Genomic DNA, 13,462 nt, shown 5'->3' on the forward strand with positions numbered 1-13,462 from the left:
ATATTTTTCGCAAATGCTTTTTGAGTTTCACAACTGCGACCCAAGAGATGAGGCGCTCTCTAGCAGGCGGCTAAAAGTGCTTGAGAAGATTTTGGAATTTTATACGCCGATACATACGCATTTTAATAACATTGCGCATGAATTTTACTATGCGCCGGGCGATGCGGGCTTGGAATCTGGCGGGAGATTTTGGTGTCCTTCGATAGAGGTTTCTTATCTGCGCAAAGATTTGATTCCAAAAGATGCCACGCCACAAAAAGGGCTTGGGCTTATCCTTGGGCTAGATTATCCAAACAAGCTGGGCATCCCGGAGCTGCCGGTGATTTTTGATGAGTAGCTGATTTTTGATAAACAGCTGGCTTTTTGATGGGCGACTGATTTTTGTAGCCTTTTAGCCCAAATATCAATGATTGGAATCTGTCAAGATTTTAGATTTATTGTTTTGTGGATTCTGCGTTTGTTGGATTATTGCTTGGTTATTCTTGCTTATATATTGTATGCACTTTTTGGATTCTGCACCTTGTGCAAACTTGCTTCTCTACTCCGCAAATAGCGCGTTTATCGCTGTGATGAAGTCTAGCGGATCGACTTGCACGCCGCTATACACTATCCCAAAATGCAGATGCGCCCCGCTCACGCGCCCGCTAGCACCGCTCAAAGCGATGAGATCACCTTTTTTGATAGCATCGCCGACTTTTACTTTGAGCTCGCTGCAGTGAAAATAAGTGCTATAAAGCCCCTCGCCATGGTCGATTATCACTGATTTGCCCGCCAAAAATCGCTCTTTTGCCAGCGCCACCACGCCATCATTCACCGCGTGTAGCGGCGTGCCTGTGGGCGCGCGAAAATCCACGCCACCATGGAAGCTTTGCAGCTCACCATTAAACACGCGCGCGCTGCCAAAGGGGCTTGTGATGGTGCTTCGCAGTGGGTAGGCGAAAGGCTCGCGCCAGTATCGCTTCGCGCTAGAATCCGCATAAATCGCGTTTGCCTCGTCGCGCTCGCGTGCGATTCGCTGGAGGCTCGCCTCATCGGGCTTGACTTTGCTCGCATCGCTTATGGTGATTTGCTCTTTTTTGTAGTTGCCGGGCTTTATGGTGAGTGCGAGTGTGGGGGCGGCGGAGAGTGCCAGCGTGCCGGGTTTGGTGCGGTAGGCTATGGGGATGATGGCGATTTGGCGGGTGGCGTATTTGGGGTGGGCTAGCCATTTTATCGGCTTTTCGCCTATTTTTAGCGGTGGTGTTTTGACGCCTTTTATATCAGAATCTTTGAGGATGTAGGTCGTGCCATTATAAGCGGTGAATGGCTCTTTTGGGCGGTCGTTGGTAGAGCGCGGGGCAGAATCTGATTTGGTGGAATCTAATTTGGCGGAGGCTATTTTGGCGAATTCTACTTTTTTAGATTCTGGCTTTTTAGAATCCGCTTTTTTGGGTTTTTCTTTTTTGGGTTTTGTGCTTTTGGATTCTGCTTTTTTGGATTCTATATTTTTAGATCCTGTATCGGCTTGCGCGGTGGCGATGCAAAGGCATGCGATAAAGGCGATAAATGGCGCGATGCATTTTTGAAGTTTTGGCATATTTACTCCTTTTGGTTTGGTGTTGTTTGGGATTGGTATCGTTTGGCATTGGTGCGTGGATTTGCGCGCTAGAATCTAGCTAGCGCATGGGTGCGCTTTGGCTAGATTTTGTGTTTTTGGATTCTGGCAATTTTAGATTCTAGCGTTTTAGATTCTAGCAATTTTAGATTCTGGCGCGCATTGTTTTAGCATAAATACCCCTTCTTGCTGGCGTAAAAATTGCGCTACCACCGCGCATTTGACTTTGAAAAGCAAAAATACGCGCGGATCGTTGCAGGATTCTAGGCACTCAAAATTTCCCATGCCTTTTGCCAAAATCACATCCGCCTCATCATAAATCGCGCGCGCGTGGGGGTTTGCCAGCTCATAGATGAAACCAGCCGAGCGCACACCAGAATCCACCACCTCGCAAGCGTGCAAAATGGGCGAGTTGTTGGCGTGCAAATCGCGCATGGTGATGTCATTGATAATGGGCGCGCCGCGCGTGAAATACGCAATCTCAAGCGAAGGATAAAGCACGCGCAAAATCCGCACGCAAACACTATCAAACACATCCTCGCCCGCGTTATCGCCGATATATACGAGTTTGCGCGCGCTTTTTAGGCGCGATTTTAGCGCGGTGATGTCGTATGCGCCAAAGTGCATGGATTTGGCATCAAACGCGCAGGATTCGATGTCAAAGGCGTTTGCGCTGCCATAGTCGATGACATTGCCTAGCACGGCGATTTTCAAGCCAAAATCTAAGCTAGAATCTGGGTCATAGCGCACGCGCAAATCGCGGATGAAATCTTTTGCTTTGGCGATGCTTTTGGATTTCAAAGCGGCGTAGGGGTCGCTGTCATGCAGGATTTTGGCGATGCGCTCATATACGCTGATAGCGAGCTTTGGCGGAGGGCAGGGCGGGGGTGCGCTAGGGATGGCTACATCTTGGGGCGTGAAGTTTGGCGGAGCGGATTCTAGAAAAATGGATTCTGACAAAATGGATTTTGTGGAGGTGGAATCTGCTTTAGATTCTGTGGAGTTTGATTTTGGAAAATTAGATTCTAGTGTTTTGGATTTTGGCACGCTAGAATCTAGCTTTTTAGATTCTGCATTTTGCGCGCTGGACTTTGCGCTAGAATCCAAAATCGCAGAATCTATTTCTCTAGAATCTAAATTTTTAGAATCCACTTTTTTAGATTCTGCACCAGAATCTAAAAGGCTAGATTCTGCCTGTGTGGTTTTGATTTGCGCGGATTCTGCGCGCGCGTCGCATACGATTTTTTGCGTGCGTTTGGCTTGCTTGTAGAGGCATTCTAGGCATTCTTGTGTGGTAAGCATCGCAAAAGTGGCAAAAAAGGTTAGAAATTATTGTTTGTTGCCTAGATCAGACACTTTGCCCCACATGAGGCGGTATTTGCGCTTCATAAACTCAAGCTCCTCGCGCGCATTTTTCAGCTCCTCCCGCATGATGTCTATCGTCTTTTTGTCATCATCATAGACTTCTTGCATCGATATGAGCGCATCTTTTAGGAAGCTATTTTCGCTTTTAAACGCGCTTATCGTCTCATCTTTTGCCAAAACGACTTTCTCATGCAGCCCCATGATAGTGTGTATCGTGCGCTCGACAAAAATCGGATCGTAGCTTTGCCCGCTCGTTTCAGCGCCTGCGAGCCCAGTTTGGACGCGGTTTATAAGCGCGCTCGTGGAGCTTTGGGCTTCGATGAAGGTTTTGCCCGCCTCTTCCTTGCTCTTTATCGCGCCGCTTTGTATCATCTCATCGACTTTTGCGGCATCAAGCCCAGAAAGCTTCAAAAACTCATCATATTCGATCCATGTTGTGTGATTGGCTGTATTGTTTTCCACTGCGTTGTCCTTGTTTTGGGCTTTGGCAAAGTTTGCGCTTTTGGGTTTTGGTTTGTTTTGCGCTGGTTTGGTTTGGATTCTGCCTTGCGCGCTTTTGTGATGCTGGCGCGTTTTAGATTTTAGGCTAGAATCTAGCCCCAGAATCCAGCCTAAAATTTTGGCTATTTTGCCTAGATTTTAACCTCTATCTCTTTGGAATCCTGCTCGACTTTTTGCGCCTTTTGCTCCCTATCTGCAAGCAATTTTCCTGCCAACTTTTCATCACTCAAAGCTAGAATCTGCATCGCAAGATACGCGGCATTTACCGCGCCCGCTTTCCCCACGCACATCGTAGCTACTGGCATGCCAGAAGGCATTTGCACGGTGGAGAGCAGCGCATCCATACCATCTAGCACGCCACCAGTCAATGGCACGCCGATGACTGGCTTTGTCGTCTGGGAGATGATAGCGCCTGCGAGGTGTGCTGCCATGCCAGCCGCGCCGATAAATACCTGCGCGCCGCGCTTCTCTGCGTCCGCCACATATTCTTTGGTGCGCTGCGGGCTGCGGTGGGCGGAGCTTATGATGAGCTCATAGGGGATGTCAAACTTTTTTAGCATTTCCGCGCACTCGCTCATCACGCTATAATCGCTTTTGCTTCCCATGATAATGCTGACAAACTTCATATTTTCCTCCTTTTAAAAGTGCTTGTTGAAATGCGTTTAGATTCTGCATTTTCTAGAATCTAAAGGTGCGCTAGAATCTAAAAACGCCAGAATCTAAAACGCGCGCCAAAACTCATGCGCGCTAGATTCCAAGATTCCAAGATTCCAAGAATCTAAAACATGCCAGAATCCAGATTCTAGATCCCAGCGCATTATTGGCAATTATAGCACTCTACTGATCTATCCATCACTTTTTCAGCATCTGGGCTTTCGCTGCGTAGATAGTAGGTAGATTTGAGCCCTAGTTTCCACGCAAGCATATAGATATCATTTAGCACCCTTCCGCTTACTTTATCAATACGCATAAATATATTCACACTCTGTCCTTGATCCACCCATTTTTGGCGCACAGCAGCGGCTCTTATGATGTCTTGCTGATCAAGATTATATGCTGTGTCATAGTAGTTTAGCGTCTCAAGTGAGAGGTTTGGCACGACGACTGGGATTAGCCCGCTTAGATTCTCTTCAAACCATTTATGCCTATACACAGGCTCGATAGTTTGCGTCGTGCCTACTAGGATGCTTATAGAGCTGGTGGGCGCTATCGCCATGAGATAGCCATTTCGCATACCTTGTGTTTTTACTTTTTCGCGCAGGCTATTCCAATCACAAGGCGCGTTAAACAAATCCCTATCCACTAGCTTCATCGCTTCTTTGTTTGCTACATCCATAGGGAAGATGCCTTTGCTCCAGCTAGAGCCGCTAAACTGCGGATAGCTGTCGCGCTCTTTGGCAAGATCAGAGCTTGATGAAATAGCGTTGTAGCTTATCATCTCCATGATTTCATCGATTTTGTTGAGATGTTCTTGTGAGCCCCATTTGATTTTTTGCGTGGCGAGCATTTGCGCTTCGCCCATCACGCCAAGCCCTATAGCGCGGTTTTGCAAGTTGGTAGATTTTACTTTTCTATTTGGGTAGAAGTTTAGATCTATCACATTATCTAGCATTCTTATAGCGATAGGTAGCACGCGCTCTATGTCTTCTTTGGTGTGGATTTTGCTAAGATTCACGCTTGCTAGGTTGCATACAGCAGTATTGCCGCCTTCTTGGATTCTAGCAGTGATATACACGCCCTTGCCGCCGATAGAATCGATGCTTGTGATTTTGTTTGCCTTTTTTGTTATGCCAGCATCGGTGGTGATGAGCTCATCTTCTTCTAGATAAGCCTTGCTACCATCGACAAATTCCACTTCGATTTTGTAATGGCTTGGATTTGTGTTTTGGAAAATCTCGGTGCAGAGGTTTGAGCTTCTGATGATGCCAGCGTGCGCGTTTGGATTGGCGCGGTTGGCATTGTCTTTGAAGCACAAAAATGGTAAGCCGGATTCGAAATAATTGTTTAGAATCTTTTTCCACAATTCTTTGGCGTTGATGCGATCTTTTATGATGCTATCATCATTTTCTAGCTCGATATATCGCTTCTCAAACGCCTCGCCATAAAGCTCGGTAAGCTCTTTGCACTGATATGGATCAAATAGCGTCCATAAGCCATTTTCCTCCACCCTTTTCATAAAGAGATCGCATATCCAAACAGCAGGGAAAAGATCATGCGTGCGTCTGCGCTCCTCGCCGCTATTTTTACGCAAATCGATAAAGTCATTTATATCTGTATGCCATATCTCTAGATATGTAGCGATAGCGCCTTTTCTCGTGCCTAGCTGATCGACTGCGATGGCTACATCATTGGTGATTTTTAGGAATGGCACGACGCCGCATGCTGCGTTTTTATGCCCATCGATAAAGCTTCCAAGCCCGCGCACTTTGGAATAATCCCAGCCAATACCCCCGCCATATTTGCTTAAAAGCGCCATTTCTTTATACGCATCAAAGATGCCCTCTATATTGTCCGGCGTGCTGCCCACATAGCATGAGCTTAGCTGGTGGCGTGGCGTGCGCGCGTTGGCAAGCGTTGGCGTGGCGCAGACGACTTCAAACTTTGAAATCATGTCATAAAATTTTATCGCCCATTCGTTTGGATTCTCCTCATTTTGTGCCAAAAACATAGCAATTGCCATAAACATATGCTGTGGCAGCTCGATTGGCTTGCTATTTTTGTCTTTTATTAGATATCTATCATAAAGCGTTTTTATCCCTAGATAGTTAAACTGCAAATCGCGCTCTGGGGCGATTTTGGAGTTTAGCAGCTCTATGTCAAACTTTTTGCTAAGTCCAGCGATGATTTTGCCTTCTTTCTCGCCGCGCTCTAGGTATTCTCCCAAACTTTTGTAGCCTGTAAATCCGCTCACCCTATGATACAAATCATACAAAAACAGCCTCGCAGCGACAAAAGTCCAGTTTGGCGCTACTACATCGATTTTATCCACTGCTGTTTTTATGAGCGTTTGCTGTATCTCTTCGGTGGTGATTTTGTCGCGGAAGTGGATTTTGGCATCGGTTTCTAGCTCGCTTTGGCTCACTCCCTCTATGTCTTTTACCGCGCTTGAAGTGTATTTTTGGATTTTGCTAATATCTAGTGTTTCTACGCGTCCGCTGCGTTTTACTACGGTTACCATATTTTCTCCTTAAATATATCTTACTAGTTCATCTATGCTGATGCGAGGGGCTTTTTGCGCTGGGTCTGCTACGCGATAGCCAAACGCCACGCGCTCTGCAAAGGTATCAAGCCCAAGGCAGGATTCTAGCATATCGCGATCAAATCCCTCAATCGCGCAAGAATCTATCCCCATAAACGCCGCGCAGTCCATCATCGAGCTTGCCATCAAATACGCTTGGCGCGAGCTCCAAGCAAAGATGCTATTAGCATCCACATAGCCATTTGCGCGTAAAAACCCGCCAAAGCGCTCTTGATACGCGCTAAGCTGTGCTATATCTTTGCCAAGTTTGCGCGAGAAGCTTTGGGCTACATAGTTGCTAGTGGCTTGCATATCTGCGATTTTTGATACATATATCACGATCTCGCTAGAATCCGTGATTTGCGCTTGATCCCAGCATGCCTTACGCACGCGCTCGCGCATTTTCTCATCGCGCACCACAAGCAAGCGCGTAGGCTCTAGCCCAAAAGAGCTAGGCGTCAGCCTGCCAGATTCTAAAATCGCATCAAAATCCTCTTTGGCAATCTTTTTGCTCGCATCAAACTTCTTGCACGCATGGCGGAATCTCATAGCTTGTAAAAATTCATTCATGACAGCTCCTTGATAAATTAAAGCTGGCATTTTACTATCTCAAAACTTTATAAAAATTTAGATTGACAGCAGTGGATTGTTTGGCGTTTGGTGAAGCGCGCGCTCTTGGGCGCTGCGCGTGGATTATGGCTGGCGAAAATTATCTCTTTTGATTTTTGTTGCTTGTTTTACTAAAATTTAAGCGGCGAATGCCTATAATCAGCCGCTTAAATTTTACTTGAAAGGATTTGCGATGAGGATTGCAAAAATTGCATTGATGATTGGTGCGTTTGTAGGCGCGCTATTTATGGCAGGATGTGGCGATGATAAGCCTGAAGAAGTGGCTGTTGCCTATGTGAAAGCGCTTTATAGTGGTGATGCTAAAAAGGCTGTAGAGCTTGTCACTCTAGAAGGCGGTGTTAGCAAAGATGATAAAGAAAAGCTTAATGGTAAGCTTGCTATGATGGCTGGCATGGTTAAACAAGATGGCGAAGAATCTGGTGGCTTGAAAGATGTAAAAGCTACTAACACACAGATCAAAGAAGGCGAGCCAAAGAGCGCTAGCGTGGAAATCGAAGCGACTTTTGGCAATGGCACAAACAAAAAAGAAGAGCTAGATCTTATCCAGACAAAAGATGGCTGGAAAATCTTGATACCAAGATCTACTAAGATTCTCTAGAATCTAGTTTTGGATTCTAGATTTTTAAGATTTTAGATTCTGGGTTTTTATTAGAATCCTAAAGAATTTTTGGAATCTTGGCGTTGTTACCTTGAGCGCGTATCAGAAAATCGCTAGATTTTTTTCATCAAAGTCCCTTGCTACAAAAGTTTGCATAGGGCTTTGCGCGCTTGTTTTCTTTATTTTTATACTGCTAGCATTTGGTGCTAGCAAACCCGCTGATACTACATCTGCCAACCCCGACCAACTCCCCATATTTTCGACATCTCAAGCGATAGAGATTCTATCAAACAATGCAGAATCTGGCGACATCATCTTTCGACAAGGACTAAACACAGAGAGCGTGATAATCGCATATCTTAGCGACTCGCTTTTTTCACACATCGGCATGGTGATATCCACAAATCCATTTTTGATAATCCACGCCACCACCGATGATGACCCGCGCTTCCCAAATCAAGTCATCATAAGCCCTTTGCAAGAGTTTTTGGCACAGGGCAAGGTGTTTGCACTCTCTAGGCAAAGGCTCGCCAAAAGTGTGCGCGAAGCGATAGCGGCGGATTCTAGAGCATATCTGCACCGCGCATTTGTGCTTGACACAAGCGAATCAAGGCTTTACTGCACGAGCTTCCTAGAATCTATCATAGTAAAGCGCACGCCCATATCTTTGCCTTATGCGCGCGTTTCTATGCCGGTGGTGGCTGGGGAGTATTTGTTTCCGCAGGCGTTTTTTGAGAGTGATGATTTTGAGAAAATCGTGCCGCCTTTTGCGCTAGAAAAATAAATCGCACTAGAAAATAAATTGCGCCAATAAAATAAATTATGTCAAGCAAAATAGATTATGTTAAGTAAAATAAATTTTGTGCTTTTTTGTGATTTTTGCGCTGGTTTTTGTGGATTTTGGCATGATTTTGGCGTGCATATTTTGGCGTCATCTTTATTTGGTGTGTGCTTGGCGTGTTGGTTATTGGCGCGGTTGTTTTATTTTGTGTATGATTTTGCGAAATTTTTTAAGGATTTTTATGCATTTGATTGATACGCATTGCCATTTGGATGATGAGCGATATTTGGCGGATTTGGATGAGGTGCTATCTCGCACGCGTGCGTGTGGCGTGGAGGAGATAATCATCCCCGCCGCTTCGCCCTCCACGCTAAAGCGCGCGCATGAGATAGCAAACACGCATAAAAATATTTATTTTGCTTGCGGGCTGCATCCTTGCGAGGTGAATATTTTGGATTCTAACGCGAGCGAAAATGCAGATTCTAGTTTGGATTCTAGTTTGGATTCTAGTCTAGATTCTAGCGCGCAAAAGCCTAGAGAATCCAAAGCGAGCGATTATCGCGCGTTTTTAGATTCTGGCAAATGCGTGGCTATCGGGGAGTGCGGGCTTGATTATTATTACTTCGATAATATGAGCGAGGAGGAGATCGCCGCGACAAAAGCTAGGCAAAAAGCGCTATTTATCGAGCAAATAGAGCTCTCAATCGCCAGAAATCTCCCGCTCATCGTGCATATAAGGGATGCGAGCAATGATGCCTTTGAGATATTATCGAGCTTCCCGCAAGCGCGCGGCGTGCTGCACTGCTACAATGCGGATAGGATTTTGCTAAATCTTAGCGAGCGCTTTTGCTATGGTATCGGTGGCGTGGCGACTTTCAAAAACGCGCGGCGGCTTATCGAGGCGCTGCCGCTCATACCAATGGAACGAATCGTGCTAGAGACAGATGCGCCCTATCTCGCGCCGCATCCACATCGTGGCGCGCGCAACTCGCCAGAATACATACCGCTCATCGCCGCGCGCGTGGCGGAGGTGCTGGGTATTGATACAGAGAAGCTGGCGCGAATCAGCACAAATAACGCGCTTTCTTTGTTTAATTTAAGTAAAAATGCCGTATAATAAGAGCTTTGTTTGCCAAAATCAAGCTAAATGACAAAAATCTGGGGGAATATGTGAAAAATACAAATACAAAAAACAAAAATAACAAAAATAATATGCGTAAATTTTTCGAGAATAAATTTCTAGCTTTGCGTGCTAGTGGTTTTGCCTCTAGCGCGTGCGTTGTGGCGTTTGCTTGTTTTGCGGGCGTGTCATTTTCGCACGCTGATGGCAAAAATGCTAGCATGGCGCAAAAAAGCACGCTATATAATGTTGAAAAAATAGATTCTATAAAAGAAACCTCTATAAAAAATAGTGATTTAGCAAAAAAAATAAATCTAGCAAGCGTGGATTTAAGCAATATTGGCATAAATAATTTTAGCGATTTTTATAGCAATGCCGCCAAAGAATCCATATCAAAAGAAACTAAATCAGATTTTGCGGCAGGCAGCAAAGCAGAATCTAGCGCGGATTCTGCGGATTTGGGAGCAGGCGCAGATTCTGTGGCTGGTGGAGATTTTAAGGCGGGCGAAAATTCTGTAGTTGGCGGAGTTTCTGCAAACAGCGCAGATTCTGCAAATAGCGCAATTTCCAAAGGCGGCGCAATTTCTAAGAGCGGCGCAGAATCTGCTTTGGATTCTAGCTTGGCATCCTCTTTGGATTCTGACTCAAAAGTAGATTCTAGTCCAAAAACAGATTCTAGCTCAAAAACCAGCTTGGATTCTAGCGATTCTAGCGCGGGCGCAGATATCAGCAGCACTTTTGCAGTGATGCCTGCTAGCATAAGTCTCAAAGCAAGCCTAGCTAGCATAAATCCGGCTAATATTAGCGCGATTGGCGGTGATTTGGCGCAAGATACTGCAAACTTGCGAGATTCTAGCGATTCTAGCGCGGATTTTGCAAATCTAGATTCTGCCCCAGAATCTATAAGCAAAACAAATATCACACAAAGCGCGCAGGATTCTATCCCAACCCAGCCTTTAGATTCTGCTTTATCATCTATCGCGATAGACTCCAGCTCGACTTCAGCACAAAATATAGAATCCGCGCAAGCAGAATCCACTGCGCAAATCATCGCAGATTCTGACATCTCTAGCATTTTCCAAGCCTCTTATGCCCCATCCATCGATGCCTCTGTAGAATCCGCCATCGATGTGGCGAGGCTAAACTCCATGGGTGTAAGCGTGGAGTTTTACCCAAACCTAAAAAATAGCACGATACTTTACTCCGAGCGCTCGGATAAGCGCTTTGAGCGCTTTGTCAAGCAGTTTGACTCTAGCTATGAGTTTATCCCAATCATTCGCTCTATGATCGTGCAGGCGGGCATCCCGCAGGAGTTTTTGTTCCTCGCTATGGCAGAATCCGGTTTCTCATCGCGCGCGTATAGCAAGAAAAAAGCGGTTGGCATTTGGCAGTTTATGCCCTACACCGCCAAAGATTTGGGGCTTCGCATCGATGATTATGTCGATGAGCGCCGCGACCCTATCAAATCCACGCAAGCCGCGATAAAATACCTCAAATACCTGCACTCCGCCACAGGCGAGTGGTATCTCGCCGCGATGGCGTATAATTGCGGCCTAGGGCGCTTGCAGAAGGCTATTGCGCGCGCTGGGAGCAGTGAGCTAGAGGTGCTGCTAGATGAGGAGGAGAAATACTTGCCGGCGGAGACTAGGCAGTATATCAAGACGATTTTAAGCATGTCGCTAGCGTTTAACAACGCGCAGAAAATGCGCGATTATGAGTATTTGCTAAATCGCGGTGCTATGGATACGCTAGCGGAGGTGCAAGTGAGCGGTGGCACGATGCTAGCAAGCATCGCTGTGGGCGCTGGCATGAGCCTAGAAGAGATAAAAAAATACAACCACCACTTGACTTATAATTTCCTGCCAACCAACGCCAAATCATACTCGATTTACATTCCTTATGATAGGCTGGCGCATTTCAAGCAGCATTTTGACCCGGACAAAATCCCAAAATCGCGCTTCATCTTACACAGGGTAAAAAAGGGCGAGAGCCTCGCATCTATCGCTAAACGCTATAATATCAGCGTCGCAGAGATAAAGCTCACCAACAACCTCGCAAAGCCAGCGATTCACGCTAATCAAAAGCTGATAATCCCGCTAATCGCTACGCAAAAAATCGCGCAAAAATAATGCAAAAAATAGAGAATCTAAGACAGCAAGACGCGCGAGATTTGGCAGAATCTTGCGACTATCGCGACTTTTTGCGCGCTGTGGATTCTGCGGAGCTCGTGGATTCTGGTGCGCCTTTAGATTCTTATAAATCTTTGGATTTTCGCAATTTTTTGGACGCCCGCAAATTTTTAGATTCTCGCAACTTTTTATTTTTTTGTCACTTTTTAGATTCTCGCGCAAATGTATTCAAAGCAACCTTTAAGGCAACCAAAGCAATCAAGGCAACCAAAATAGCCAAAACCATTTTTGCGCGCTTGCACCCTTATGTGCTCGCACTTCTAGCACTCATTTTTGCGCTTTTAGTCTTTGTAGGCTGTGCGAATGAGAGCGTGTATAGAGGCGGAATAGGCGCATTTAGGGATTTTGAGGCACTAAACCTTTATCGTGCAAAAGGCACCACCACACTAAATTATGCCAACCAAGCCATATCTGGCGCGATAGCTGGCGGCGTGGCTGGCGATGTTTTCGAGCTTTTGGGGCGCAATTTTAACGCTAGCAACTCGCCAGTAGATAGTTTCAGCGGCGGCAACAGCTCGCTGATGGCTGGCATGCGAGAATCCGAGGCGATACAGCGCGCCACCATGCGCCCCTACCAAATCGCTGGCAAATGGTATTACCCCACAAAAGTAAAAATCGGCGAAACATTCGATGGCATCGCCAGCTGGTATGGTCCAAACTTCCACGCCAAAGCCACGAGCAATGGCGAAACATACAATATGCACGCCCACACTGCCGCTAGCAAGACCTTGCCGATGAATACCATCGTAAAAGTGCTAAACAAAGAAAATGGCAAAACGACAATCGTGCGCATAAACGACAGGGGGCCATTTGTCGAAGGGCGGATAATCGACCTCTCAAACATCGCAGCAAAGGACATCGACATGGTGTCAAAAGGCACGGCGCGCGTGAAAGTCGAGGTGATAGGATTTGGCGGAATGGTGGATAAAAACTACCAAAACTCGCTAAAAATCTCTAGCGAAGAGATACAAGATGAGTTTGAGGTGGGTGAAAGCCAAGAAAGCGTGCAGGGCGGGGCTTTTGCGCTGCAGCTTGGGGTATTCCGCCAAAAAAGCGGCGCAGAATCCACTAAGCAAAAATTTGAAGGCATCACCAAGCAATACAGCATTTCTATCAAAGAAGATGGCGAGCTTTATCGCGTGTTTGCCAATGGATTCCAAAGCGAGGATGAAGCACAAGATTTTGCCAAATCACAAGGACTAACGCCTGTCATTGTTCGCGAGTAGTGTATGGAGGGCGAAGATATTTTAAGCCTTTGTTTATTTGACGCTATTTAGTTGCTATATATTTGACTTTTTATTGGTTGGTTTGTTGCCCTTTTTTGCTTCTTGCATGATTGTTGCGGCTTGGTTTTGTATGTCGTTGCGATATCTTAGGCGGAATTATACAAAACAATTATTTGCTTTTTGTTTGGCTTTTGGATTCTGGTTTGGAGATTTATGCAGA

General features: G+C 46.0%; 11 protein-coding genes and 1 pseudogene. 6 read left to right on the plus strand and 6 right to left on the minus strand.

Going from position 1 to position 13,462, the window contains the following annotated elements; translation table 11 throughout:
- Positions 1-337: pseudogene (locus BKN38_RS11265) on the plus strand (hypothetical protein); the annotation flags it as partial.
- 201 nt (positions 338-538) lie between these two features.
- On the opposite strand, the gene BKN38_RS09205 reads toward BKN38_RS11265, so the two are convergent.
- The 6 genes from BKN38_RS09205 to BKN38_RS09230 all read right to left on the minus strand — a co-directional run bounded on the left by BKN38_RS09205 (position 539) and on the right by BKN38_RS09230 (position 7,268).
- On the minus strand, positions 539-1,576 hold the full coding sequence (locus tag BKN38_RS09205) for a M23 family metallopeptidase (protein ID WP_083329107.1): 1,038 nt from the start codon (positions 1,574-1,576) through the stop codon (positions 539-541).
- A 147-nt stretch (positions 1,577-1,723) separates the two neighbouring features.
- The gene (locus tag BKN38_RS09210) at positions 1,724-2,896 is read right to left on the minus strand and encodes a DUF89 domain-containing protein (RefSeq protein WP_066457576.1); all 1,173 of its coding nucleotides are present in this window, start codon (positions 2,894-2,896) and stop codon (positions 1,724-1,726) included.
- A 27-nt stretch (positions 2,897-2,923) separates the two neighbouring features.
- Complete coding sequence (locus tag BKN38_RS09215; protein ID WP_066457574.1) at positions 2,924-3,421, minus strand: DUF3972 domain-containing protein; 498 nt, start codon at positions 3,419-3,421, stop codon at positions 2,924-2,926.
- A gap of 170 nt (positions 3,422-3,591) precedes the next feature.
- Positions 3,592-4,086: a 5-(carboxyamino)imidazole ribonucleotide mutase gene (purE, locus tag BKN38_RS09220; RefSeq protein WP_066457570.1), complete on the minus strand. Its 495-nt coding sequence runs from the start codon at positions 4,084-4,086 to the stop codon at positions 3,592-3,594.
- A 191-nt stretch (positions 4,087-4,277) separates the two neighbouring features.
- Positions 4,278-6,638 carry a ribonucleoside-diphosphate reductase subunit alpha gene (locus BKN38_RS09225; RefSeq protein WP_066457567.1) on the minus strand — a complete coding sequence of 787 codons (2,361 nt, stop codon included), beginning with the start codon at positions 6,636-6,638 and terminating at the stop codon, positions 4,278-4,280.
- Positions 6,639-6,647: 9 nt separating this feature from the next.
- Positions 6,648-7,268, minus strand: coding sequence for an NAD(P)H-dependent oxidoreductase (locus BKN38_RS09230; RefSeq protein ID WP_066457564.1), 621 nt, complete (start codon positions 7,266-7,268; stop codon positions 6,648-6,650).
- 232 nt (positions 7,269-7,500) lie between these two features.
- On the opposite strand from BKN38_RS09230, the gene BKN38_RS09235 reads away from it, so the two are divergent.
- The 5 genes from BKN38_RS09235 to BKN38_RS09260 all read left to right on the plus strand — a co-directional run bounded on the left by BKN38_RS09235 (position 7,501) and on the right by BKN38_RS09260 (position 13,242).
- Positions 7,501-7,926, plus strand: coding sequence for a DUF4878 domain-containing protein (locus BKN38_RS09235; RefSeq protein ID WP_066457555.1), 426 nt, complete (start codon positions 7,501-7,503; stop codon positions 7,924-7,926).
- A 91-nt stretch (positions 7,927-8,017) separates the two neighbouring features.
- The gene (locus BKN38_RS09240; protein WP_066457553.1) at positions 8,018-8,710 is read left to right on the plus strand and encodes a YiiX/YebB-like N1pC/P60 family cysteine hydrolase; all 693 of its coding nucleotides are present in this window, start codon (positions 8,018-8,020) and stop codon (positions 8,708-8,710) included.
- A gap of 238 nt (positions 8,711-8,948) precedes the next feature.
- A complete protein-coding gene (locus BKN38_RS09250; protein ID WP_066457547.1) occupies positions 8,949-9,824 on the plus strand; it encodes a TatD family hydrolase in 876 nt (291 codons plus the stop codon).
- Between the two features lie 53 nt (positions 9,825-9,877).
- Positions 9,878-11,956 (plus strand): lytic transglycosylase domain-containing protein, encoded by a 2,079-nt coding sequence (locus BKN38_RS12110; protein WP_233713077.1) that lies wholly within the window; start codon positions 9,878-9,880, stop codon positions 11,954-11,956.
- Between the two features lie 515 nt (positions 11,957-12,471).
- A complete protein-coding gene (locus BKN38_RS09260; RefSeq protein ID WP_371113561.1) occupies positions 12,472-13,242 on the plus strand; it encodes a septal ring lytic transglycosylase RlpA family protein in 771 nt (256 codons plus the stop codon).
- Positions 13,243-13,462: the final 220 nt, after the last annotated feature.

This window comes from Helicobacter sp. CLO-3, from assembly GCF_001854545.1.
In the GTDB taxonomy this organism is placed as follows: domain Bacteria; phylum Campylobacterota; class Campylobacteria; order Campylobacterales; family Helicobacteraceae; genus Helicobacter_B.